Source organism: Coleofasciculus sp. E2-BRE-01, from assembly GCF_040221695.1.
Taxonomy (GTDB): Bacteria; Cyanobacteriota; Cyanobacteriia; order Cyanobacteriales; family Coleofasciculaceae; genus Coleofasciculus.
Map to the genome: position 1 here is coordinate 1 of NZ_JAVKEA010000124.1, position 26,320 is coordinate 26,320.

The 26,320-nt window shown below is 44.3% G+C and carries 18 protein-coding genes and 4 pseudogenes; 9 read left to right on the top strand and 13 right to left on the bottom strand.

Going from position 1 to position 26,320, the window contains the following annotated elements:
- Positions 1 to 201, top strand: a pseudogene (locus RIG66_RS14735) (EamA family transporter); the annotation flags it as partial.
- Here RIG66_RS14735 and RIG66_RS14740 read toward each other — a convergent pair.
- Positions 191 to 412: pseudogene (locus RIG66_RS14740) on the bottom strand (transposase); the annotation flags it as partial. The pseudogenes RIG66_RS14735 and RIG66_RS14740 sit on opposite strands and share 11 nt — an antisense overlap.
- Here RIG66_RS14740 and RIG66_RS14745 point away from each other — a divergent pair.
- Positions 411 to 557 (top strand): annotated as a pseudogene (locus RIG66_RS14745) (IS630 family transposase); the annotation flags it as partial. The pseudogenes RIG66_RS14740 and RIG66_RS14745 overlap by 2 nt on opposite strands.
- On the opposite strand, the gene RIG66_RS14750 reads toward RIG66_RS14745, so the two are convergent.
- The 5 genes from RIG66_RS14750 to RIG66_RS14770 all read right to left on the bottom strand — a co-directional run bounded on the left by RIG66_RS14750 (position 547) and on the right by RIG66_RS14770 (position 6,864).
- Positions 547 to 1,344 carry a tetratricopeptide repeat protein gene (locus RIG66_RS14750; RefSeq protein WP_446379217.1) on the bottom strand — a complete coding sequence of 266 codons (798 nt, stop codon included), beginning with the start codon at positions 1,342 to 1,344 and terminating at the stop codon, positions 547 to 549. The pseudogene RIG66_RS14745 and the gene RIG66_RS14750 overlap by 11 nt on opposite strands.
- A 164-nt stretch (positions 1,345 to 1,508) precedes the next feature.
- Positions 1,509 to 3,248 (bottom strand): protein kinase domain-containing protein, encoded by a 1,740-nt coding sequence (locus tag RIG66_RS14755; RefSeq protein WP_446379219.1) that lies wholly within the window; start codon positions 3,246 to 3,248, stop codon positions 1,509 to 1,511.
- A gap of 54 nt (positions 3,249 to 3,302) precedes the next feature.
- Positions 3,303 to 4,601, bottom strand: coding sequence for an NB-ARC domain-containing protein (locus RIG66_RS14760; protein ID WP_446379221.1), 1,299 nt, complete (start codon positions 4,599 to 4,601; stop codon positions 3,303 to 3,305).
- Between the two features lie 346 nt (positions 4,602 to 4,947).
- Positions 4,948 to 5,340 (bottom strand): hypothetical protein, encoded by a 393-nt coding sequence (locus RIG66_RS14765; protein ID WP_446379222.1) that lies wholly within the window; start codon positions 5,338 to 5,340, stop codon positions 4,948 to 4,950.
- A gap of 105 nt (positions 5,341 to 5,445) precedes the next feature.
- Positions 5,446 to 6,864, bottom strand: coding sequence for a cytochrome P450 (locus RIG66_RS14770; RefSeq protein ID WP_446379223.1), 1,419 nt, complete (start codon positions 6,862 to 6,864; stop codon positions 5,446 to 5,448).
- 237 nt (positions 6,865 to 7,101) lie between these two features.
- Here RIG66_RS14770 and RIG66_RS14775 point away from each other — a divergent pair, with 237 nt between their 5' ends.
- The 7 genes and pseudogenes from RIG66_RS14775 to RIG66_RS14805 all read left to right on the top strand — a co-directional run bounded on the left by RIG66_RS14775 (position 7,102) and on the right by RIG66_RS14805 (position 16,783).
- Positions 7,102 to 9,315, top strand: coding sequence for a phosphoketolase (locus RIG66_RS14775; protein ID WP_446379225.1), 2,214 nt, complete (start codon positions 7,102 to 7,104; stop codon positions 9,313 to 9,315).
- A gap of 206 nt (positions 9,316 to 9,521) precedes the next feature.
- A complete protein-coding gene (locus RIG66_RS14780; protein WP_446379227.1) occupies positions 9,522 to 13,841 on the top strand; it encodes an NACHT domain-containing protein in 4,320 nt (1,439 codons plus the stop codon).
- Between the two features lie 14 nt (positions 13,842 to 13,855).
- Positions 13,856 to 14,098, top strand: a complete 243-nt coding sequence (locus RIG66_RS14785; protein ID WP_446379229.1) for a hypothetical protein — start codon at positions 13,856 to 13,858, stop codon at positions 14,096 to 14,098.
- Positions 14,098 to 14,181: pseudogene (locus tag RIG66_RS14790) on the top strand (type II toxin-antitoxin system VapC family toxin); the annotation flags it as partial. The gene RIG66_RS14785 and the pseudogene RIG66_RS14790, both read left to right, overlap by 1 nt.
- A gap of 28 nt (positions 14,182 to 14,209) precedes the next feature.
- Entirely contained in the window at positions 14,210 to 15,343 is a 1,134-nt protein-coding gene (locus RIG66_RS14795; RefSeq protein WP_446379231.1) for an AAA family ATPase, read from the top strand.
- The gene (locus RIG66_RS14800; RefSeq protein ID WP_446379233.1) at positions 15,336 to 16,106 is read left to right on the top strand and encodes a hypothetical protein; all 771 of its coding nucleotides are present in this window, start codon (positions 15,336 to 15,338) and stop codon (positions 16,104 to 16,106) included. Before RIG66_RS14795 ends, RIG66_RS14800 begins: the two co-directional genes overlap by 8 nt.
- 74 nt (positions 16,107 to 16,180) lie before the next feature.
- Entirely contained in the window at positions 16,181 to 16,783 is a 603-nt protein-coding gene (locus RIG66_RS14805; RefSeq protein WP_446379235.1) for a Uma2 family endonuclease, read from the top strand.
- A 273-nt stretch (positions 16,784 to 17,056) separates the two neighbouring features.
- Here RIG66_RS14805 and mutL read toward each other — a convergent pair whose 3' ends face one another.
- The 7 genes from mutL to RIG66_RS14840 form a co-directional block, all read right to left on the bottom strand.
- Positions 17,057 to 18,790, bottom strand: a complete 1,734-nt coding sequence (gene mutL / locus RIG66_RS14810) for a DNA mismatch repair endonuclease MutL (protein WP_446379237.1) — start codon at positions 18,788 to 18,790, stop codon at positions 17,057 to 17,059.
- Positions 18,791 to 19,015: 225 nt separating this feature from the next.
- Positions 19,016 to 19,843 (bottom strand): PAS domain S-box protein, encoded by an 828-nt coding sequence (locus RIG66_RS14815; protein WP_446379239.1) that lies wholly within the window; start codon positions 19,841 to 19,843, stop codon positions 19,016 to 19,018.
- Positions 19,844 to 19,850: 7 nt separating this feature from the next.
- A complete protein-coding gene (locus RIG66_RS14820; RefSeq protein ID WP_446379241.1) occupies positions 19,851 to 20,357 on the bottom strand; it encodes a Rab family GTPase in 507 nt (168 codons plus the stop codon).
- 96 nt (positions 20,358 to 20,453) lie between these two features.
- A complete protein-coding gene (locus RIG66_RS14825) occupies positions 20,454 to 23,360 on the bottom strand; it encodes an OmpA family protein (RefSeq protein ID WP_446379243.1) in 2,907 nt (968 codons plus the stop codon).
- A gap of 202 nt (positions 23,361 to 23,562) precedes the next feature.
- A complete protein-coding gene (locus tag RIG66_RS14830; protein ID WP_446379245.1) occupies positions 23,563 to 24,174 on the bottom strand; it encodes a hypothetical protein in 612 nt (203 codons plus the stop codon).
- 335 nt (positions 24,175 to 24,509) lie between these two features.
- Positions 24,510 to 25,328: a DUF928 domain-containing protein gene (locus RIG66_RS14835; protein WP_446379247.1), complete on the bottom strand. Its 819-nt coding sequence runs from the start codon at positions 25,326 to 25,328 to the stop codon at positions 24,510 to 24,512.
- A 16-nt stretch (positions 25,329 to 25,344) separates the two neighbouring features.
- Complete coding sequence (locus RIG66_RS14840) at positions 25,345 to 26,178, bottom strand: DUF928 domain-containing protein (protein ID WP_446379249.1); 834 nt, start codon at positions 26,176 to 26,178, stop codon at positions 25,345 to 25,347.
- Positions 26,179 to 26,320 lie beyond the last annotated feature (142 nt).

Consider the following 26,320-nt stretch of genomic DNA (forward strand, 5'->3'; position numbering starts at 1 on the left):
ACTCTTCAGGTGTTGGATGTTTATACAATCACCTGGTTTCGTTTTCTTATGGCTTTTGGATTGCTGGCGCTTTTTTTAGCCACAAGACAACAGTTTCCGTCATTACAGCAACTGCGGTCAGCGTCTCTGGGACTATTAGCGCTCGCGACTCTTGTTTTAGGAGGTAATTACCTGCTAAGCTGTCATGCATTTAAACTGTGATAAGAGCATTACCCTTATTTTTCAGTTTGCGCCCCCAGTTAATAACTAGCTTGTCTTCATTTTAAAGTTGATTCAACAAAGATTCTAACTCTTCAATGGATTCAAAAAGCCTATTAGCAATATATTCTTTTGCTGAATGACAGACTAATTCAATTAAGTTATAATCTGGACTATACTCGGGTAAATATTAAAGATGAATATTGGGCATTTCAGTAAAAGAATATATTGCTAATCGGCTTTTTGAATCCATTGAAGAGTTAGAATCTTTGTTGCATCAACTTTTAAATGAAGACAAGCTAGTTATTAACTGGGGGCGCAAACTGAAAAATAAGGGTAATGCTCTTATCACAGTTTAAATGCATGACAGCTTAACATCTCAACAGCTTGCGGCAATTGTTCCTGCGCCACAAAGGATCTCGCCAGTCCAATTTGCGCCTGGGCAAGTCCGGCAATATCTTGACGACTGCTTGCCAAATCTAGGGATTCTTGATAAACTAATTCAGCGAGTCTTGGTAACTCCAATCGATTATATAAATTCCCCAGACTGTGATAAACCTCTAAATTTTGGCTATTTGTATCAATCGCCTCTGTTAGCGTTTGAATCGCCAAAGTCATCAAGTCATAGTCTTGGTAAACCTGGGCAAGTTGTAACGCCATTTCATCTGCACTCAGATTCTGCTGGCGAATCTCTTCCACCTCAGCCATCACGGATTCAGATTGGCTGGGTGTCATCAGTCTAAACATCGATTTCCCAGCTTTTCCATCCGCCTCAACCATCAATTCATAATTAATCCCGGCGGTTAATGGGGATTGATTAGCCGGATAGGGAATTTCCGTGTCTCGCACATTCGGTAATTCCCAGACAGTTTCACCCGATCGCAACAAACGCACGGTATACTCTTGAGTATCGGCTAGCGGTGTCCAAGATAGGGTAGGTTGGGGATTTAGCAGCGAACCTCTGGGAGGAGTGATAATCCGAATATCCGTCAACCCACTGCGACGGGGTGGGCGACAAGGAGCATTTTCTGGGCAGATTGGTTTGGGCTTTGAGGTATCCGCGATCGCACGTTGCCAGACGATGCTCTCAATTCCCGTTGCTAGAGTAAATGCGACGATTAAGGAAAATAATACCTTAGGCTTCATATTAACACAAAAGCAGGGTAGCAGCAGAAGACATTAATATTATTGTATAGACATTAACGATTACATTTCTAGCCATATAGCTTGTCTGAACAAAATTATTGGTTATATAAACAAAATCGTAGGGTGCGTTAGCGCAGCGTAACGCACCATTGTTCTTTAGAGAATTACTGTGCATTTAAATATTCCTGGGCTTCACCTTGCCAAGTTTGAACTTCGGGCAATCCTCTAGACTCGAATTCAAGGCAGTTTTTCCAGGAAATTAGTGCCTTTTTATCATCGCCTTGTTTTTGCTGTACTTGGGCGAGTAAGCAGTGTGGCGCGGCTTGAGTTTCATCCAGAGTAATTGCCGTTTGCAAATAGTTCTCGGCTTCCTGATAGTCAGCTTTTTGTCTAAATGCCCAGCCTAGATTTTTGTAGAGTACAGATTGGAGACTATTTTTTTCGGTCTCATCTAAATCAAGGGTTTCTGTACGCTGCAACGCATTGATTAGCAGGTTAATCGCTAAATCATAATTAAACATTTGCCAGATTTGTAGACGGGCGAAATTGTTCGTAGCATCAATACCGACATAACCGTCATCCTGCATAGCACGTTTATATTCAGCCAGCGCCTGTTCAAGGTCAAATTTTTCGATGTCTTTGTGGGGTATTTTTAACTCGTAAAGTACTCCTAAATTGTAGTGAATTGTTGCCGCTGTTTCAGCGTCTGGCTTTAGTTGTAAAGCTTGAATAAATTGTTCTTTAGCACATTTAAAATCTTCTTGATAATTACAAGCCAGTCCTAAATCACTACGCGCTATGGCACTATTAGGATTAATTTTAACCGCTCGTTCCAGATTTAATCTAGCTTGCTCTAAACGAAGTTCTATAAAGTCTTCTCGTCCCTGTTGCAAATAATACTGAAATCGCCAAGGTTGTGAGACATAATATCCGCCAATTCCCATCATTCCTAGAGTAATAATAGTGGCAATTCCTTTAGGCGATCGCACCCAACACCCCAACCCCCGCAACCACAGACTGACGCGGGTTAACCCCTGCGCGATCGCTTGCACATTTTTGGGACGATTCACCACCGCATCCGCCATCAAATCATCGATAAACTCGGCTAAAGGTTTAGAGATTTGTGGTGCTTTATCTTGCCAAATTAACTGCCCTGTATTATGATTAATAGGTAGACAACTAGGCGGTTTATTAGTAAGTAAATGAACCAACGTGCGTCCCAAGGCATAAAAGTCAGATTGGGGCAAACATCTACCCTGCCTTTGTTCCGGTGCGGTGTATCCTTCAGATATAATCTTAGTTAATTCAACATCTCCCCGAAGTTTAGCTAAATACGTCCCTGTAATCTCCCGCACACTGCCAAAATCAATCAACACCAATCTGCCATCTGGTTTCAGGATAATATTACTCGGTTTAATATCCCGATGAAAGAATTGGTTTTGATGCAAATACTCAAGAATCTCCAGAAGTTGTCTCAACCAGTTGAGGGCTAATGCTTGAGAAATCGCCCCATATTGTTTTGCCCACGCTTCTAAATTCTGTCCTTCAATTTTTTCCAAAACGAGGCAGTGTAATTCGGTGGTACTATTAACAGAAACCGTAAAATACCCATCACTCTCAACCTTGGGAATCCCTGGATGATTTAAAAGTTCCAGCGTCAAAGCTTCCCGTTCAAAGAGTTCGACTAATTTGCTATGATTCTCTCTGAGAACCTTCATCACTTTCCGGGTTCCCTGATCATCCACCTCAAAGATATCGGTATATTTCCGCGAATCTAATCGGCGTAGGGGTTGAATTAACCGATATCGGTCATAAATCAATAGTGGAGTGCCGCAGGTTTGGCAACACTCCAATTCATCGGGATTTTGACGCTGTTTACAGTGGGAATTAATACAGTAAATCACATAGTCTATTAAGGGTAGAAGGGTAAACCTGTAGAGACGTTGTATGCCACGTCTCTACAAATCATTCATTTTGTAGGTTTTCACATATTTCCTAATAATCGGTTGTAAGGTAAAAAAGGGTTCACTTGTCTTTTTCCTATCTGTCCCAGTCTTCTCGATCAGAGAACGCCCTCGCAAAGAGTCCAGTACCTCTAATAATTCCGAAAACGAAATGGAATTATTTTTTTGTAACGTTCTCAGAGACAGCGGCTTATCTTGACTCGCTAAACTCTGTATAATTTCTTTCTCTAAATCGGATAACTTCTCAAACTGTCGGTCGAGGTTTTCCCGAAAGATATCATCAACTAAAATAGTTTGTAAATTGGTGAATTCCACCACATCCCCATTAAAATACTCTTGAATCGTCGCGGCGACTAACTTTAAAGCCAAGGGATTCCCTTGATAATCCCGAATCAAACTATCCCATTTTTCCTCACCCATTAACCCGTTTTCGGCTAAGATTTGGCGGGCGGCGGCATCGGGTAAAGGATTAAGTGGCAAGGAATGAACGGAGGGACGAGTTGTTTCTAATCGCCGGATATCTCTCAGGGTTTCTTGAGAACAAAGTAATAAGCAACTTTGATGGGACGATTCACCAAGTTGTCTCACAAGTAACCCGTATTCCTCATAGTCAGGACTATAGCGTCCAAATCTATCACCACTTCGCACAATTGTCTCCACATCATCAAGGATTAATAGACAACGGTGTTGGTTTAAATAATCTCGCAACAGAGAGAGTCTCTCATTCAAGTCTCTGGGTAAATCCGATTCTTCCTGATTTCCCAAAGCGACAAGCCAATCTGCTAAAAGGGTGTCTAGGGGTAGCGGATTCCTAAGCGATCGCCAGATAATAAACTCAAACTCCTCCTCTATATCCTGCGCCAGGTTCACCGCCAACGTGGTTTTACCAATTCCTGCCATTCCCAGGATGGCGACTAAGCGCGAGTTATCCTTGATAATCCATTGCTTCAGCCTCTCCTGTTCCTCTTTACGCCCATACATCACCGAGACATCCGGCGCTTCTCCCCAATCTCGACGCCGAGAGGACTGAGTTTGATGAGTTTGATAAGCAGAGATGAGACGCTGTTTCAATTCCACTAACTTACCCGGACCCGTTCCCGTAATCTCAAACTTGCGATAAACTTCACCCAATCGCTTCCGCAAGGCGATGGGAGTGATCCCCAGGAAGTGGGCAATCTCGTCCTGAGTTGACTGACCCGTCAGGACTAACGATAACGTCTCCAGTTCAGTGTCAGACACGCCGCGTTCGTCGGTCAAGGTTTTCAGGAATTCAGGGGGAATCGGGGAAGTCAATGTCTTCGGTTCTCACGTCAGTCTGTACTTCTCATTATAGACTGTGAGACGGACAGTTTGATCCATTGCTTGTTCGTTGTTCGTTCGTAGTTGAGGAACCTTAGACTTCTCCAACTATCAAGGGAAGCATCTCTAGTCTTAGTCCATTTTAATGGACTTTAGCTATAAGCCCGGAGTTTGAACTCCGGGTTCCGGGCTTTATATCTTATATAAGGTGAGAATTAATTCAGAATTTTATCTGCCACAATTGGGTCTTTGGATCATTTTTTGTCCCTAAACACCACTCAACCACCAAAAACCCAACTGTGAGGCTTCGTTAACCCCATCACGGAGGCTAACGCTGCATTTATCTAGGAGAAGAACGCAACGATGGAGCCGCAGCCGCGCCATAATTCACTCGGCAACCAATATTAAAGATACTGACGCCACATTCTAGGGGAACTACGTCACCGTTCCGCATGGCACTACAGCTCACATAACCATCATTGTTGGTATCTTTCATCATGCACTCAATGGGTTCTGCACCAGCACGATCAGACCAAGAATTCATCCCCATCCCAGCAACAATGTGATGCCAGAAGAAAACCAGCAGGAAGAAACCCAGAAAAATTGAAACAATTGCTGTCGTGATTAATCCAGCTCTAAATTTCCAACTTTGCAGAAAATTGCCCGACTGAGTTGGAGCTGCGTCTGGGGTAGACGTAGATTCATTAATTGGTTTATCTTGCGTTTCGGTCATAGGAGTACGTAATCTCTTGTGATTTTAAGATAATCGCTTATGGATCTATTCTGATTGTAGCGATCGCGCCTTCCCCCTGCTTCCCCTGCTTCCCCTGCTTCCCCTTTATTCAGCAGCCCCTACTTCATCCCTAGCCGTACCGACAGGCACTGGATGCGTTGGCGAAGCCTGTTCCTTCAGAACGTATCGCACTCCCTTCATTACCATCTGCACACCCCCCTCTGGAGAAATGGTTAGACCGCGACGCTGGGGTTTGACGGGTTTTGTATCCCTCAGCACTAACTGATAACGCGACAAAATGGTCGCCAGAACCAGTTTCATTTCCATCTGTGCCAATGCCAAACCCACACAACGGCGACTACTACCCCCAAAAGGTAAATACTCGTAAGGAGAAAACTGGCGTTCTAGGAAACGTTCTGGCTTAAATTGTTCCGGTTCGGCATAGATATCTTGCCGATGATGAGTTAGGTAAATACAAGGATAGAGTGCCGTATTCGTGTCATAGTCACGACCCATAATTTGCATCGGTGCTTTGGTAATGCGCGGGAAGGTAATGAAAACAACCGGGTAAATCCGCAGGGTTTCTTGGCAAACGGCGGTGAGATAGGGTAACTTTGCGATCGCCATTGGTTCTGCGTGAGTCCCTAAGCTATCCAGTTCCTGTATCAGTTTTTGATAGATCTCAGGACGCTTGTGAATCCAATAGAACGCCCAGGCTAACGCCGTCGCTGTCGTTTCGTGACCAGCAAACAGAAGCGTGAGCAACTCATCTTTCAACTCCGCATCCGTCATCGGCTGACCCTGTTCATCTCGCGCCGACATCATTAAACTGAGAACATCATCCCCTTCTAGATGTGACTGGTCTCGACGTTCATCAATCTCCGCTTGCAAGAGTTCATAAATTTGCTGCCTGCGCCGGACAAAGCGCCCCCAGGGACTCCACGCGCCCCAATCTTGTTGCAGAAATTGGAAAAATAGCAGACTGGAACTCACCGGGGAGTCAGTCATATTCAACAGTGCTGCCAAAAGGGGCTTGAGGCGTTGGTAACGCGCCCCCTCTCGCAGACCAAACACGGCTTGCATAATCACTTGCAGGGTAATGTCTTGCATTTGCTCCCGCATACAGATTGGCTTACCCACTTGCCACTGACTGGCAACCTGTTCGGTGATGTCGCCAATTAATTGAGCGTAAGTCTGCATCCGTTCCCCATGAAAGGGCGGCATAATCAAACGTTTTTGCTGGGTGTGGCGATCGCCATCGAGTAACAATAGGGAATTCTCTCCCACCAAGGATTCCAGAATCTTGCTTCCCCGCCCTGAGTCAAACAGCTTGGGATCAGTAGTAAAAATCTCCCGAATTGCCTGGGGATGAGTGAGGAAAACCAAAGGCTGGAAGTTTCTCAGAGTTAAGGTAAAGGTGTCCCCGTAGCGCTTGGCACAATTCTCCAAGACTCCGAGAGGATCAATAACCCACTGGATCAGTTGCACGATGGCAGGGCTTGTTGGACCTTCAGGCAGTTTCATGGCAGGGTGTTTGAGTTCATGTTTCTTAGAGTAGCGAATTGTCGCCTATTGACATAACCCTGATTCTGTGAAACAGATTCAACTCCTTTCTGAGCCGTTATCGTGAATCCAGTCTGATTACCTTAAATTATCACTACATAACCCAAAACTGATTAAGTTTAACAACATTTAAGTTGCAAAACATTGTAAAATTTTCATAAAGTTAATCTACCGATACAATTATTTAAGGTACTCAGCATGACTGCAACAACCCCAAAAACTACGTCACCCGTTCCAGCCTTTTGCGAAGGCATCCAATATTTTGGGCAAGCCTTACCAGGTTTGGAGACGTATGGTGGAAAACCTGCCATTGCTGAGGGCAACGTTGCGATCGCATCTCCATCTGACCCGGCGGCTGTCTTCCAAACCCTCCTAGCGGCTGATGCCCTGCGTTACCTAACCCTGCAAGTCACGGCATCGAAAGCATCCGGTCATCCCGGCGGATTTGCCAGCGTCGCCGAAGGCATCGCCGCATTAATCATGCTGGGCTATAAAAATATTATTACCGAAGTGGGACACCATGCCCCCGGCTTTTACAGCACCATGTTTTTAGACCGTTCCCTAGAGGACATGGGGATTACAACAGTACAACAGATGCGGGAACGCTTCCGGGAAATGCATGGACTCCTGGGACACCTGTCCGGTCAAATTCCTGGACTACTCAACCCGGCTGGACCCCTGGGACAAGGGCAGCATTTCGCCATGGCGGGGGCGTTACTCCACCGAGATACCCTCTTCCCCGTAACGATTGGCGATGGGGGAATTGGTGAACCATATATAATGAGTAGTTTTGGTCACTTCAACACCGCCTATCCCGATGTCACCAACTTCCTGCCCATCTTAGTTTGGAATGGATACTCCCAGGAACACCACAGCATGGTATCCACCAAACCCAACGAAGAGATGATTGAATATTGGGAAGGGAATGGATTTAAAGAAATTATCCTAGTCAATGCCAAAGACTTTGACGACGCCAATCAACCCGGTGAATATGTGGATAGCACCGCCTTTTCCTGGGAAAAACGCTTGGAATTTACCAAAGCCGTATTAGAAGCCACCGATAAAGCCGCTAAATCTGCCCTAGGCGGTAAGCTTACCGTACTGATTATCAAACAGCTTAAAGGCGCTGGTGTCCATGCGCGAGGTGCTAAAGCCCACAACCTCTACGGCTACCATACCCTAGACAATGAAGAGATTGTTCAAGCCCTGAAACAGCGTGCCTTACCCCCAGAGGCTTGGCAACTGGTACGCACCAACTCTGAACGGGCGGCTGGGGGTCCCGCGTCCCATCAGGTAGTGACGGAGAAGGAGTTATCGTTACCGGATTTAGGCACATTACCCTTAAACGAATTTGAAATTAAGGGTGATAAGCAAGTGGCGACGACGGCGATGGGGGCGTTGGTTGCCTATGTGGGGAAACAAGACCCTAACTTTATCATTTCTAACGCTGATGGGAATGCCGCCTCTGGCATTAATAACGTTAACGTGGCGCTGAAGATTCTCCATCCTACCGTCGATGACCTCTATTATCAGGGACCCAAGGGTCAAGTTTACGAACCCTTAAGTGAAGATGCTTGTGCGGGGTTAGCGGCGAGTTTAGCCTTGTTTGGTTCCCGTACTCTCTGGTGTTCCTATGAATCATTCGCGGTGAATGGATTACCGATATGGCAAACCGTTACTCAAGCCATGGCAGAATTGCGCCGTCCAACACCCGCGACAATTACCTTATTTACCGCTGGGGCATTGGAACAAGGGCGCAATGGGTGGACTCACCAGCGTCCAGAGATTGAAAATTACTTTGCTGCGATGATGCGGAATGGCAATGTTTTCCCCTTATTTCCCTGTGATGCTAATAGTATCCAGGTGTGTTATGACTGGGCGCTGACGATGAAGAATAAGGGGATTACGATTACGGCGAGTAAGTCTCCCTTACCGGTATTAACTACATTTGAACAAACCCGTCAAGCGTTAAAAGATGGGGGTGTGGTACTCCATGAAAGCGAAGGGAGTCAGAAAGTCGTGTTTGCCGTGATTGGCGATATGCCACTGATTCCCGTCTTAGATGCAGCCATTCATCTGGAAAATCAAGGGATTGGCGTGCGAGTTGTTTCCGTAATTAGTCCTCGGCGTTTGTATCGTCCCCATGATGTGGCGTGGGAAACTTGTACAGATCCTGATAGCCACTTTTTAAGTGATCAAGGGTTTGAGGAGTTCTTTGGTGGCGATGCGTTGATTGGCGTAACCGGAGGTGCGAGTGCCATGCTGGAACCGTTGATGTTACGGAGTACCGTTAAGCGCGATATTTTTGCCTGGAAGCGCGGGGAAACGGCATCGAGTGCAGGTCAAATTATGGCATTTAATGGGTTAACGGCTGAGAATTTGGCGAAGCGGGCGACTGAGTTGGTTGGCTAGAATTGAGTTAAACAGCCTTGGGTTTAAACCCAAGGCTAAAAGCGCAAGTCAGCTAAAGCTGACTGGATAAGAGTTTTAGTCTATTAAAATGGACTTGGGTTATTGGCTGATGCTGGGGCTGACAAATGTGCAAGATCTCAGTAAAACACAATTTATGACTATCTCACTATCTCTGCAAACAATAATTGAATCCATAGTTATTCAGCATGTCTGAGCAGGATTACGATTGGAAAAGGTTTTGGTGTCCTCGATCAGGTTATATTGATCTTAGCGATCGCGGATATTTGGTCGATCCAGAATCAGAATGGGGACAGCACTATAATCCTAACCTTGTGACGCTTGAGGCGATCGCTGATATTCCATGCCTAGTTTTACTGGGAGAGCCAGGTATTGGCAAATCTCAGGAGATGAAAAACTTGAGAAAGTATACAGAAGGGACAACGAACCAAACTTATAAAGTCCTTGCACTCAATCTTCAAGCCTATGGCAGCGAGGATCGGCTAGTTCGCAATCTATTTGAATCTAGACCTTTCACTGACTGGATAAACGGTACACACCGCCTCTATGTATTTCTGGATAGCTTGGATGAAGGTTTGCTGAGGATTGAAACCTTAGCAAGATTGCTAGTTGAAGAATTCGGTAAGGAGGAATACCGCGAGCAACTTAGTCGCCTCTCTCTCCGAATAGCATGTCGGACGGCTGTTTTTCCCAAGGTTTTGGAAGAAGGATTAGAAAAACTTTGGACGAAGGACAATTTAAGCATCTACGAGTTGACTCCACTACGTCGAATTGATGTAGAGAGAGCCGTAGAGAGATGTGGCTTAGAGCCTGCTGTATTTATGTACGAGGTTGATCGTAAACGTGCTGAACCATTCGCAATCAAACCAATTACGCTGGACTTCCTTGTGAATATTTTTCAGCGTAACAACGGACAGTTTCCTCCCAATCAGCGGCTCGCAGATCTCTACCTTCAAGGATGTAGTGTACTTTGTGAAGAACCGAGAGATAAAAACTATCATCCGCAAAGAAAACCTAATAATCTTGAGGTTGAACAGCGTCTGATTATTGCAGCCCGTATTGCTGCTGTCACCGTTTTTGCTAGACGATTTGCTGTTTGGATTGGACAAAACAGGGGAAACGTTCCTGATGAAGATGTTCTGCTGGGAAAACTATGTTTAGGAAGTGAAACCGCTAATGGAAGAGTTTGCCCAGTTACCGAAAACGCAATTAGAGAGGTTTTAGACACTGGACTGTTTTCATCTCGCGGCACAAATCGAATGGGATGGGCACATCAAACTTATGCTGAATTTTTAGCCGCATGGTATTTGCATCAGCACAATTTTAGTTTGGCTCAAGTTTTGGATCTGATTATTCATCCAGATCAGAGAGTTGTTCCTCAATTACAGGAAACAGCGGCTTGGCTAGCTAGTATGATGCCTGACTTGTTTCAGGAAATTATGAAAACTGATCCAGATGTACTACTAAAAAGTGATATCGCCACCACAGACGAGTCGAATAAAGCCAAATTGATTGAATCACTACTCAGACTACATGATGAAGAAAAGTTATCATTTTTTCAATATTTGCGGTATGACAATCTGAATCACTCAAAATTACCAGACCAACTGCGTGCCTATATTTGTGATTCGACGAAGAGCCAATGGTCAAGGCTTACGGCGATCAGTATTGCACTTCACTGTAATGTGAAAGCTGTACAAGATTGCTTGGCAGATATTGCGCTTGATCCGACACAACCCCATGAAATTAGAGAACATGCAGCTTGTACAGTGTGTTACGTTGGTGACGAAAGAACCAAAGCACGATTAAAACCTCTTGCACTTGGCGAAGCGGGAGATGATCCAAACGACGAACTAAAGGGTTATGGACTCCGGGCTGTTTGGTCAAACCACATGACAGTTGAAGAGGTATTAAATTGTTTCTCGCAACCCAAATCAAGAGGTGTTATCCCTACTATCGGCGGCGTATATCAGAAGTTCATAGCGTGGGAGTTTGCCCAGCGTCTTCAGTTAGCTGATTTGCCATTCGCTTTAAGATGGCTGGAGCAACAGCCTCACAGACACAAACAACATTATCCCTTTAGAGAGCTTGCTGATTCACTCCTGCTGAAAGCTTGGCAGAACCTTGGCGAACCAGGCGTTCTTGAAGCATTCTCTAATATTGCATTACTTAGGCTAAGAAATCACGAATGGATTATAAGCGATCGTCCAAGCCAAGTCTATACTCACGATACGATTGAGGATACTGATGCTGATGTTGAACCATTTTTGAAAGATTCTGACGAGAAACGTCGTAAGCTCATAGAAAATCTAGTGTCGTTGCTTTCAGGGTCAGAAGAGAATTTAACCTGGCTAAGACTAATTATTCTTAAAAAAGACTTCTTCTGGATAGTTGAACACTTTTATTCCGATCAGTTAGAACAGTCTGAGCAGATCCAAATAATTTGGGCAAAACTCCTGAAGAAACTATGGATACACTGGCGTGGAGATTCAGAACGTATTGATGCTATTCTTAAAGCAAGCTGTAGCAATCCAGTACTGAGGGCAGAATTTGAATCAGATATTACTCCTATTGAACTAAACTCAGATAGAGCAAAGCAAGCCAAGGCTGAATATCTCCAATTACAAAACTTGTCACAACCCCCTGAACCAGAACTCCTACTCGATCCACCACCGAAGCAAAGAGTACTTGCAATTCTAGAAAAAGTTGAAACAGGACAACCTCAACTCTGGTGGCAAATATGTGTTGAAATGACACTGATGCTAAGGAGTACTAACTATAACCACTATGATATTCGGACGCCAGATATAACAAGATTACCTGGATGGGAAGAAGCGGAAGCAGATACAAAAGCGAGAATTGTCAAAACCGCTAAACGCTACCTTGATACTGGAAATCCAGAAACTCAAACATGGATAAGAACAAATAATTTCTCTCATCCTGCATTTGCTGGCTACCAAGCACTGCATCTTATTGCCAAGCAAGAGCCGGAATTTATCTCAACTATTTCTTCCGATCTATGGGAAAAGTGGATACCCGTTATTCTTAAATTTATAAGTTTATTTGATGGCAATGGAGTAAGAAAAAATGAATTCTGTCAACAGATAGTGAGAACAGCATACCACAGCGCTCAAAATGAATTCATCGAAACACTGACTCGTTTAATGATTCAAAATAATTATCATCCTCGCACTTGTTATCCTAATGATGTCTATCGATTGACAAGCGATTTGCTGGGGCAGTGTCTAGCGAGTTTGGTTCTCAGCCGGGTTCAAGATGAAGACTTGAATGCTGGAATGTTGGAGATTTTGCTAAAAGATATTTTTAATCATGACATTGCTCAAGCTACAGCTTTAGCCTTACCTTTTGTTTCTCCACCAATACCTGAATCAGGAGAAGCAAGGGCTAAAGCGATTGTTGCTGCGCGTATGCTTGCAAATTACCCGAATAACTCTAGTTGGTCAGTTCTGTGGTCTGCTATACAACAAGATCCTGAATTTGGTCGGCAAGTATTGGAATCCCTTGCATTTCAAGCTATCCGTCAAGGTCAAATTGAACAGCAGCTTAAGGAAGAATATCTAGCTGATTTATACATCTTTATTGCCCAGCAATACCCAGAAGTTGAAGAGCCTGAACCTGAGACGAATGAACTCATCGGTATTCAAGCTCAAATACTAGAATCAACTGGTAGTGTTAGGTTGTGGAAAAACTATATTCTACAACGCCTGCAAGAACGAGGTACTCCAGAAGCTTGCGACGCACTACGAAAAATTACCCGTGAGCTTCCAGATCAACGAGATAAATTACAACAGAGGCTATTGGAAACTGAGATTTTAGCACGTCGCAAAACCTGGAAACCACCTCAACCAGAAGCGTTACTTCAACTTGTTAGCGATCAAAATAAGCGTCTTGTTCAAAATGGTCAACAACTTCTCAATGTGCTGATTGAATCTCTAAAGCGTCTTGAACTAGAACTTCAAGGAGAAACCCCTGCTGTTAGAGATTTATGGGATAAGGTTGGCGACAAGACTTTCAAACCTGTAGATGAAAATGCCTTTTCAGATTATGTAAAACGATTTCTTGATAAAGATTTGAAATCAAGAGGCATTATTGTCAATCGTGAAGTAGAACTGAGGCGTGGTTATGGAAATGAACCTGGAGAGCGAACTGATATTCATGTAGATGCTGTCCTAAAGCGACCAAATGGTGAAACGTATGACTCGATAACTGTAATTATAGAAGTTAAGGGGTGTTGGCATAGTGAAGTTAAGACGGCAATGGCTACTCAGCTTGTTGAACGTTACTTAAAAGATAATGTTTGTAGTTATGGTTTGTATTTAATTGGCTGGTTCAGTTGTCCTCAATGGGATGATCAGGATTCAAGGAAGAAAAAAACGCAAAAAATTAGTATCGATGAAGCTAGAAAGCAATTTGATGAACAAGCGGAAAGATTATCTACATCCGGTAATGTAGTTCGAGCGTATGTACTGAACACTTCCTTACGATAAACACCGAAAAACCCATGCAAATCACAATCAACATACCCAAAGACTTAGAACAAAGGCTGATCCAACAAGCTACCCAACTCAATATTCCCCTTGAAAGCTTTATCCTCCAATCCTTGCGTCAATTGACTCAAACAAGTCAAAGCAAAGTTGCCTGTTGGTCAGATACTATCCTTAGCTATAAAGGTGATCCTGACTTTCCAGCATTTGAATCTTACCGAGATGAACTTCTACCACCCCGCGAACCGGAGTTATTCTAATGCGCTACCTGCTTGATACCTGCGTCATTAGCGACTTCATCAAAGGAGAACCCGGTATCCAAGCCCGACTCAAGCAAAAAGCCTAATCCAACTATTGTAGATATATAATCAATGTTAGAAAGGTTAGAACTCCATAATTTTAAAAGCCATCAATCTACACAAATTAGTTTTGATCGTTCCCGTTTACATGCTATTGTCGGGCAAAACAGTGCTGGAAAAACATCAGTACTGCAAGCGTTGCATTATCTCAGTCGATTGGCTGGCTCAGAATTTAAATATATCTTCCAGCAGGAAAGATCACCTCAATTTATTACAACGACAGGCAAAAAAAATATGTCGGTTATTGCCAGCGGTTTTTGGGGATATAATAAGCGGCAAGATTGGCAAGCATCCTATAGCTGGACACAAGAAAAGCCTGATTATTGGTATCCAAAGGCATCGTGGAAAGTAGATGACAAACTCGATAACTGTGAGGGATGGCAAAGCTCACTAAAAGATGCGGAATATCCCATTCCTCAGTCTCTCAGACATACAGTTTATCTTAAGCTAATAGCCAGTAATATTGCCAAAGCAGCGTACAGTGATGAAATTACACCGCGAGTTGAGTACGATGGTTCGGGACTAGCGCCGACTCTGGACTTTCTGCGTAATGAAAATCCTGATAACTTTCAAGCTTTAGAGGAAAGGTTAAGGCAAATCGTACCCGGTATACGCAAGGTAGGCGTCAAGCGAGCAAAGGTTTTTGTCAATCGCCAGCGTTCCCTTGAAGTCAATGGTAAATTTATTCCTTATGAAGAAACTCAAGAACTTACCGGACAAGAAGTCGTACTTGATATGAATAGTGGTGAGCGTATACCAGCCCATTCCGTTAGCGAAGGAACGATACTTACCCTCGGATTACTGGCTGTGCTGATGAATCCTAATCAACCCAATTTGGTTTTACTCGATGATATTGAACAGGGACTTCATCCCAAAGCCCAACGGGAATTGATGACTGTTTTTAAGGAAATTATTCAAGACAACCCCAATTTGCAAATTATCTTTTCGACTCACTCTCCCTATATCATTGATGAACTGGTTCCTGCTCAAGTACATGTTTTAAATAATACCGATTCCGGCTTCACCGTCTCCAAGCGGTTAGATGAACATCCTGATGTGGAATGGGCAAAACAAACGTTAACAACGGGTGAGTTTTGGGATGCTGAGGGCGAAGATTGGGTTGTTGCAGGAGAAGGAAGTGATTGAGTTTATTGTTATCGTGGAAAGTGGTGCAGATGCACGAACGGCTACCAAATTAGCTGAACGTGTTCTGGTTGAGAAAGTAGATTGGTTAGATGAGGATAATCTTCAGTACTTTTTCCAGTGGAGTGGATTACAAAATGGGACACAACATTCCTGCTGGAGAGACATTGGTAAAATTATTGACGAGGCAAAAGAACAACTGAGATTTAAACCGCCACGATTTCTGGGTCATGATAGCAAGGGTGAACCGTTAAAAGCTGATGGAGCAATATCTGTAAAAGTCCTGAATTTGGTTCGTTTCCTGCAAAGAACGCGACAGATTAAGGCGGTTCTCTTTATCCGTGATTTAGATAATCAACCAGAGCGCCGCCAGGGGCTTGAACAAGCACGCTTAGAACAGGTTAATCGACAACCTTTCTTGGAAATTATTATTGGTACAGCGAATCCAAAACGTGAGGCATGGGTTTTGAATGGATTTGTTCCCTTGAATCAACGGGAAAAACAAATTTTAGCAGAGATAAAAACTAGATTAACGTTTGACCCTTGTACGGAATCACACAGATTACGCTCTACTTCACTGCAAGAACCTGATCGAATGAGAAATGCGAAAGTCATAGTTGAACAGCTAACGGACGGAGATATGAGACGCGAACAGCAGTGTTGGGAAGATACAGACTTAGAACTTCTGCGCGAAAGAGGTATTCATACAGGTTTGGTAGACTATATCGGTGAAGTTGAGCAACGATTACCCAATCTAATTCAATAGACACTAAAACTTGTCTGGATTGGCTTAATTATTACTAAGCATTTGTGTACTCCCCCGAAAACTTTAAATTCACTATGACTATACAACTTACAGAACAACAAAACCCAGTTAACGACCAGTATTTTATCCTACCCGGTCGTTATAATTGGCAGCAATTCAAGGCAATTCAAGCCGTGATGCAAGAGGTTCCTGGATTAAAATTAACTTATCTTGATGGGTGTGTGGAGTTCATGACTACGGGTGAAGACCATGAAATGATTAAAAAATTTCTAGCAATTCTCATAGAATCCTATTTATTTGAAAAGGGTATTCGATTTATCCCGATTGGCAATGCAACTCGTGAAGCAAAAACGAAAGGTGCTTCCTTTGCTCCCGATGAGTCTTACTATATTGGCACAAAGAAAGACCATCCTGATCTGGCAATTGAAGTGGCTCTCACCAGTGGCGGAACGGATAAACTAAAAAAGTACAAGCGGTTTCAAATTCCTGAAGTTTGGTTTTGGCAAAAGAATAAAATTTTAATCTACCGTTTTCGGCAAAATGACTATGAGCAAGTTGAGCGCAGTGAGTTTCTACCTAAATTGGATTTAGAGTTGCTGGTGCGCTGTGTGTTAATGTCTGATATAGTTGAGGCGAGAATGGCGTTTATTGATGGGATACGACAGAACAAAAGCTGATCCAACAAGGCGATTGAAATCGCTGCTACACAAACAAAGTCCGCCTGCGCGGACTGGGTTATAAGGGGGGTAGCTAACCCGGATTTATTATGACATTGCGGTTTCCGTGATCACGGTTATGAAATTGCGCTATGGCTTACAACTCAACTCTCAACGCGCCCAGAAAATTGAACCCGTTTTAACGGGTTTTAGCTTTTAGCCCTAACTTTAGTTAAGGGCTTAAGTTAACTACTCTAGCGATACGATTATGGCGCTAAAGCGCAACTACAAACATTAAATGCCATGGCTTTTGCCAATCACCCAATGACGACGGAAAAAACGAGCCAGCGCTGATTCTTCTAGGGGTAAGTAAATTGGACGCCCATGGGGACAGGTGCGGGGATGGCGGGTCATTTTCCATTGATTTAATAATGTCTGCATTTGGTCTAACGTTAAGGGTGTGCCATTGCGAATTGCACTGCGACAAGCTGTGGCAACTTGTGCGTTTTGCAAGTCTCCACCTAAACTGAGTTCTAATAGGGCATCAGCACAGTCGTCTCGCTGGTGCAGCAGGGCGGGTGCGTTGCGAACAGCCCACATTTGATCGCCAAAGGGTTCTATTTCTAAGCCAATCCGTTGCAGTTGTTCGAGTTGAACGGGGGTTAAATGGTTGAGAATTACGGGCGGTTCTAGGGGAACAAGTTGCCAGCGATCGCACAATTGTTCGTACAAGACTCGCTCATGAGCAATATGCTGCTCAATTAACCACATTCCTGTATCATGTTCTGCCAGAATATACATGTTACGTACTTGGGCAACGGCTTTTAATTCAATTAAGCCAATATCCGAAGGATTACGCTCCTGTTTTGGTGACTCATCCAGGTGATAGACACCCTTTTTTGCCGAAGCTGTCAGTAATTTGCCGACACGATGGGATTGAGAGGCGGTGTCGAAATTTTCCGCCCCAATCCGCAAGGCTTTTTCAATGGCTTGGCTAATTTGTTCTTGCCAATAGGAAAGGGAATGCAGATAAATCTCTGCTTTGGCGGGATGACGATTCCAATCAATTTGACTGGGGCAAATTTGTAGGTGAATAAAACAAATCGGATAGCGATCGCGCGGTAAGGTTTTCGCCATGGCGGTGAGGATCGTCTGTTCCAATTCTGGCGATCGCACTAATCGTCCATTCGTAGCTACTTTAACCCAATCTGGGCGGCGACGGTGACAGCGATCCGGCAATCCTAGCACTAAATGTAGAGACGCACCATGGCGCGTCTTTGGGGTTGAGTTGTAAGTAAACTCCTTTGTCTCCTGTGTACCTTTTTTCCCCTCCTCTGGTGTGGGAACATCTAGGGTTAATTGCTGCAAATCATGCACGCGCACTTGTTTGAGGAGTTGCGGGATGATCTGTTGAGTCGTTTGACCTGGACTAATTGTAAACCAGGAGCGATCGCTGTGCTGAACTTGCCAGGTCACCGATGGATGGCAAATGGCTATATTCTGTATCGTGGCTTGGATTATTCGTTGTTGTTGGCTTCTCGACGGTAATCCCTGACGACGCAGACGCCACTTGCCAAATAGATTCGAGACAGTCACCACTGTACCTGGCGCGATCGCAACGGCTTCTGTTTCTTCTGCTTCTCCCTGGGTATTATACGTACAGCGCCATCCCTCAAAACCTGTCTGTCGGCTGCATATCTCTAATTCGGCTAACGCCGCAATACTATGCAAGGCTTCACCGCGAAATCCCAAACTGGTAATCTTGTATAAATCATCGCAACTTTGAATTTTGCTGGTACTGTGTGCTGATGCAGCTTTTTGTAAATCTGTCAAGTCCATGCCCGTGCCATTATCTGCCACGCGCACACGCCACAAATCAAACCATACAGCCACAGCGATGCGCGTCGCCCCCGCATCCAAAGCATTTTCCACCAATTCTCGTACTACGGCGGCTAAGGAATCAATCACCTCGCCAGCCGCAATTAAGTTAACAACCTCCGTCGGTAGGGTTTGAATCGAACCAGTCATAGTTTTGAAGTAGGGGCGGGTTTAGACGCTTGCGTTTCGCTGTTGATGATAACGTTTTCTCAAAACCCGCCCTGATAACACTGATTTCACAGATTTATCGAAGCGGTAGTGGTAAGGTGTCAGAGGTTAGTCACACTGATTTCACGGAGGCGTTGTCAATGAACAAAAAATGATTAGATTGTCGGGGAGATTATGGAGTTTTCTGTGTTAATCTGTGTCATTTAATCATCTAGGTTCTTTTTCTCGCTCTAGTGCTTGAAGCATTTCCGCTTCCAAAAGTTTACGCTGGGTCAAATCTCGACCGACATAGACGAAATTAAGTGAACCTTCTAGATCAGTTATCAGAGCCGAACAAGAAAACGCTACAGCCACGGTTTCACCCTGTTTAGTCAGGCAATTTAATTCGATGTCCTGAAATGTCGAACTATCCGGTGATAAATGACTTAAGTTATTTAAAAATTCTTGATTTTTAATAATTTTGGTAATCGGTTGTCCCACTAATTCGTCTATCTTGTATCCAAATAGAGTTTGTGCGGCACGGTTTGCCGTTTTGATGTCTCCTGAAGCTGTAGTGACTAATAGGGCATCAGCCATTGAACTGATAATTTGATCAATATAATTTTTAGAATGAGTTAGCGCACTTAATAACAGATTAGTTTCATTTGATTTTTGAATTAATTTTTGCTGTAACTTCATCCGTTCGGTGGCATCCTTAAAGAAAAGGATTAAATGATTTTCATCCTCATCTTGATGGTGACAAATATGTAAATCAAAATAAAAAGGAGAATCAGTCGCTTTAGCTGTGTGATTCTGATCAGCTCGAACAATCCCTGCTAAATGAAAACTTATCTGCCGTCCTGCCAAAATGTCCATCATCACCCCTTCCATACCAACTAATTCCGGAAAGGCTAAGCGGACATCTTCGCCTACTTTTAAATCTTGAGGAGATTCCGCAAAATCGGGAACACCGTCAGAAAATTCTTGAACGAGTAACTCGTGATCAAGGGTGAGATACTCGTAGTCGGGTGCTAATAGTTTTAAGCGGGACGGCATACAAATTCTAAGCCTTTAATATCTGATCAGCAAGTTGTCCAAAAATCTCATCGACATAAGCACCTGTTTTCGCTGAAGTTTGATAAAGTCCTGCTTCGGGATTTAAGTCTTTATCCTGAACGATTTGAACCAGTTGGTTCAGTTTTTCGGGTTCGACTAAATCCGATTTATTTAAGGCAATGGCAATTTTGCCTTTAGGATTAACCGATAGAAACAGGTTAACGTGTTCATCTAATCGCTCAACGGTTTCCAGGCGGCTGACATCAGCCACGACGATGACACCACTCGCACCCTGTAAGTAACTGGGAGCGATGGATTTAAATTTAGTATGTCCCTCCAAGTCCCAGATGAGCAACTGTAAATTTACGGATTCTAGGGTTTTTCGGGAAATCTTCACACCGACGGTGGATAGATACTGATCGCTAAACTGGCGTTCGACGAAGCGGCGAATTAGGCTGGTTTTGCCTACGCCAAAGTCACCAACGAGACAAATTTTCTTGGATATTTTAGCCATTGGTCATTGGTCATTGGTCATTGGTCATTGGTCATTGGTCATTGGTCATTGGTTTAGAGTAATCCTTCCCAACGCGCTTGCGAGTCGGGTATGCTTTTAACGTGCGATCGCCTCAAATTCGACGAATCGGCTGTACTGATGGGGTTCATCAGCATACACGCCTGTGGGGGGTTTGGTGGTTCCGGACACTTCTAAGCGTCTCGCATCAATTCCTTGACGCACCAGTACCTCAGCCACGGCTTTTGCCCGTTCTAAGGCTAATTCCTGATTTTCTAAGGGTGTACCACTGGGATCACTATGACCAATGACTCGCAGTGACTGGTTGGGGTAATCGTTGAGGAATGCAGTCAAGGCGTCCATTTTGGCTTGTTCTGACGCTTTTAATTCGGCGGAATTGAGATCGAAGTAGATGCGAGAGGCTAAGGCTAGAGGTTGTAGTTGTACGGTGTTGGTTACCGAGTCCACTCCCGGAATTTCTTCTAAAGCCTCGGTAATTTTCTGGGCATCTTTGACCTGAATTACACTGCCTTCTACGGTAACTTGACCGTCCTGAAAATTTGTCCAAATTGCCAAACGTTCGGTTTGATTGAGAATCGCGGTGACACGCTCAACCTCGGCGGCGACTTCGACGCGATCGGGGGGAACCTTGATGGCAATGATATCATTGTCTATCTCACCATTGGGTACAGTGGTTTGGGCAATTTGTCCCGCTTTTTCGACTAGATATTGATTCGGTAATTTGCCAGACAGCGTAATCGTATCGCCTTGTGCCTCGACATTTAACCGATAGACAGCCAGTTCGGGATCAGATGCCAAAGCCACGGCGGTTTCTTCCTCAAACTGCTGATTAACACCACTACGATGTAGATGAATACCCCAAGGAATAAAAATCAAACCCAATACAGCAGCACAAACGCTTAACAAGGCGACAGGTACTTTACGCGGCGACGTTTCAGATTTGGGATTAACGATGGTTAATGAATTCAGAAGGGAGGGGATTTGTTCCGGTACATTCTCTGGATCACCATCAAAGGATTCGATCGCCTTCCCATGGCGAAGAACGATAGTACCCAAAGCGTCGCGCATTTTGTCGATAAATGACTTTGGCGCATCGCCTTGTGTCACCACAGCCAGATAACAGTATCCAGCGACTTCTAAGAGAATGTCACAATGTCCGTATTCGATGCGATCCAGTTCTGATATTTCACCGGATTGCATAATACAATCATTCACAAAACTGCGAATAGCGGTCAGCATCCCCGCCACCATATCTGACTCTAATTGTTGTTTGCCAAAGGGTTGAACTTCAGCAATCACTAATCCGGATGCTTTATGAATCAGAAACATTGCTTGGATGCTAAACGGCATCGACTCTTTAAATATGAGTTCTGCCTCAGAGATTCCCTGACTTTTCGCCCGAATTTTGCGACCAATTCCCTCCGGACTTAGGGAGTTTTCCAATTTCTGATCAATCGCCCGCATCGCTTCGGACAAATATTTATAGAATGTCCCGCCCATGACTGGATAAAGGGCGTCTACCATCGTATCCCGTTCAATCTCTATTTGTTCTTTAATCGCCGCACTCATTTCCGGGGCAATTGCTCTGGCAAATTCACCGGGGTTGCTGAGAATTTGATAGTTAACGGCGGAGGGGATAATCGGTGCTAAGGCGGAACAGATGCCCTCTTTATCCTCTTTTGTTTTCGCCTCGATCATCTCATCCACGATTGGCGCGATCGCACTCGCCATTTCTTCTCTAGCTTCAGCAATTTTCATGCTTAAAATTTGAGTAATTAATGGCAGCATTAATTTAATTAAATTACTCGGATCATAAATTTGACTTTCTAAAGAGGAAAATTTTTCTTTGAGCAGTTCAATCCCTTCTTGCGAATCGAGAATATCGGGTGTTAGTAGTAATTTCTGCAATCGTTCAAATTCATCCTCAATATTGGCATCATAAGCGGCGAGGGATTCCTGGCTCTGGTTTTCAGGTATATGTTGAAGCTGATATGAGGATTCGGCTGACTGTTCAAATTCCTCAGGTTTTGACTGATCCGATTCGCTTAACTGGGATGAGTATAGTCCATTTTCTGTTGACTCTAATGGTGATTGATTCAACTCTCCTAGTGCTGTTAAAAGTTGATCGGAAATTAAATGTTTGCTGGACTCGGTAGATTGTTCAGACACGTTTTCAGGTGATGTAGGGTTTAACTGAGATTGATGCAATGGGTTCAAGTTTTGAGTGGAGGATGGAGCAGGAGTTGCATGGTTAAATGATGATTTATTTTTCCCATTTGATAAACCCTCTAATGCTGTTTGAGTCTGCTCTGAATCGAAATTATCTGTGGAATTTGGCTGTGATTCCTCTAGATGAGTTGTACTTTTCACGGGATCTGAAAAACCTTTCTCCAAACCTCTCTCCTGCTCTTGAGAGGGCTTTGAATTTGGGGGGGTTAGGTCTGGCGTTGATTTTTCCAGATGGCGTGAAGAGTCTGCTAGATTAGTAAAATCTGACTTATCGTTGGATTCTGGCGATTGAGGTAAGGTTTCTGACAACGGCGGCGATTCATCTGAGGCTATTGGCTGAACTGACGGAGGTTCCTCTGTCACAAATGTGTTGGTCGATTTTTTCGGTAAGGAAGGCTCCAACGACTGTTCTGATTTTGACGTTGGAATAGAGGATGAAATTGGGGAATGGGAAATTTGATCTGTTTCTTTGGCGTGAGGATTGATCGATTCATCCTCCAGACTACTCGAATCGGCTTTAATTGTATCTTCCGTTACTTCCAGAGGTTCCACCGGAACGTCTTTACCCGCTTCTACAACTTCCTGTTGTTTTAACTGATCAGTATGAGATTTACCCTGAGTTTCCCCGTTCTTCTGAGCGGAAGACATTTCTGGTGCTGTGGCTTCAGTCGAGTTAGGATCTTGTAAATCCATCAATAAATCCAGCAAGCCTTCTAGCTGGGATATGGCAGATCCCTTTTTTTCTGGTAAAGCCATAATTTGATCCTGCCTTATTCTATATCGGCACCGAGTTTTGTAAATGCCAAATTGAGTCAAAGTTAGCATTTGACCCAATTCTAATCCTATTCATCTAGGACATCCACTACATTGCTAGCTTTGAGCCAACATTTTGCTGAACGTTGGGACTAATAACCAGCCACTTGAGTGAATGACAACAATTTATTTATCATCCCTTATCTTACTGCGAAAGGGGACCTGCTTCTAAAAGCCGAACATCAACATCTACCTCATTACCCGCTGCTTCTTTCAGCTCAGGAGCAAACTCCGTTCCTTTAATTCTTAATCCCAATTCAAACAAAATATCTGCCATATCATCTTTAGCCACTTTGCCATCATTAATCAGGGAAAAGCGCCGTTCGAGTTCTTCAAAAACATACGATCTCAGGCTTCTAATATCCTCTTGGAGTTTTTCGCGAGTTTCTGAGAGTTCGTTATGCAAATTATTGGTTTGTTTTTCTAAACTATTATCCAGGGATTCCAGATTTCCGGAAAACTTTTTGTTGACCATATCGATGGTTTGCCGAATCTCTGAATTGTCGTTTTGAACCGTCATATTCAGCGACTTCAGTTTTTTCTCCAGGGAATCTACAGCGGCTCGTAGCTCTGTCGCATAGACAGTCTTGGTTTGCTCGATGCGATCGCGCATTTCTTGCTGGATCAATGCCAGGTTCGATTCAATTTTGTCAATTCGGCTATCGTACTCTCGGAGTTGAGCGCCGAAGATGATATCTCGGATCTGGTCAATATTGCCCAAGCGCTCGCGCATTTGTTCTTTACTGATTTCTGCCATACTTTTCCCTCTCACTTGGTTAAACGTCTGGTCGGCTCAACTTAATAGGTTGGTGGTAAATATCCTCTGATCGGGGGGTGACACTACTATAACACTGCTGTTGGCGCTAAAAGATAAGTCAGAATCTTTCAAGTTAGAGTCTTTCCCACCGAGTCAGTTGTTGGATTGATGCACTGTTTTATTGCCGTCCCTATTTTTATCGAGTTTACCGATTGTTTTCTTAAATTACCAATTCAGCTAGAAATACTTGACAAATTTAGCTTTATGTGAGAATAAGGGGTACGACATGTCGTACCCCTACGGATGGTGTATTTTAGTGGATCAATTTCGAGTGACTACGGTTGTGCCGAAGATAAGGGTACATCAACAGGCGTATTCTGAGATGCGAGTGACTCACCCACCAGATTGCTAAGTCCCGCCGCGTTCAACAGCTTGACCCACTGATTCGCCACCTCCGAATCACTCGGATAATTGCGGCGCATTTCAACAAGCTGTGCTAGAGTATCTTGCCACAGTTGTGCCTCGGCATAGAGTTCCACTTTTTTTGTCGGTGATGCCTGCGCTAACTGAGTTTCTAGGGTAGGAGCGATCGCTACCCGTCTTACCCATCCTTCAACCACCCGATCATTAGAGCGTTCATCCTCAGGCGGACAGAGAATCGAGAACGTCCAACGATAATCCTCACCCACCGCCAAGGGTGATAAGCTAACGTCCTGAGGTAGATTTAATGTGATGATTCCTGACTTGCCATTGGTACGGAATCTGCTTTGATAAACGAGATTTCCCTCACTATCTTCTAGGACAAACTCCACAGGTAAGGGTGTACTGGGATCAGGTGAGGCTGGTAGGTAGACAAAAAAGCTGGGATAAGCCGCAACCGTTGTACCAAAGCGATCGCTCGGCATTAAAGCCGTTAAAGGTTTACCGACAACAGGGCAATTAACTCCAGAACTTCGGGTTGCTCCTCCTTCGACACGATTCGCCGAGCCAATTCCCCTTGGCGGTTCATATTTGTTGGTTGTCCAGGTTTGGGGGATTCCCTGAGCCTGGAGAATTTGGGGGCTGTGGATCAGGGCAAACCCTGCGGCAAATAGCGCCAGTTTGACCCCAACAGCCAAAGAAAATCGATAAAAAGGACGTCGCTTATGTACCATGACAGTGACTCAGTGATTAATTCGGATTGGTTCTGGCACCCTGAGCTACTGGTTCTTCGACAATTTGCTCGAGTTCGACTGAACGGAGCAATTGGCTCCACGCCGCCTTCAAACCCTGATCATTGGGGCGAGCGCGACGTAGTTCCACTAAGGTATTCAACGTTTCATACCAAAGTCGCTCACTGGCGTAGATAGCCACTCGCTGTTCCGGCGTTGCTTGTTGGATGCGGCGTACCAGATTGGGATCAGGTTCCACCCGCTCGAACGCACCATCGACATATACATCACCGGATGGTTCTTGAGTATTACAAATCAGTCTTAACGTCCACTTATATGTCTGATCAGTCTCTGGAGGAAGGACACTACTTTCTAAGTTAGGCAACGTTAAGCTCATAATACCGGGAGCGCCGACAGCATATTGTTTGTCATCTCCTTGAGAATCTTGTCCGGTGTAATGGGCGAAAGCATACTTCGTCGCATAAATTTCCTCACCCTTGGCATTACGTACCGTCAACTCTACTCCCCAAGCTGTGTTTTCCGGTAGATACCAAGAGAGAGTAGGATACTCAGCGATGGTTTTGCCAACACCCGACTCAGGAACCAATGCGATCGGAACTTGACCGGGTTTAGGGTTTGCAATACAAGGTCCTCTTGTACCACCACCTTCTCTATTGCCTGGAATCGCTGGACCTTGACTGTCTGGCGGCGTGAATTCCCATTCTGTGGGGATATCACGGCTGAGAGGTGAACCCCCTAACTGGGCTTGTACCCCAGCGGGAACATTAGCCACAAGTCCTAGGGTTAGCGCTAAAGCGACTGTAAAACGGGATGAATGGGTAAACCAAGCCATAATAATTTAGAACTCCTTCTTAATCAGAGTCTTTCAAAGTTTTTGGAAAAATCTGTCTGAGCAGATACTTAACCTTCCTACAAGAGGGATGATAATTGCAGAATTTTCAGGGTTTTCGCCGAATAATTTGCCTGAATAGTTC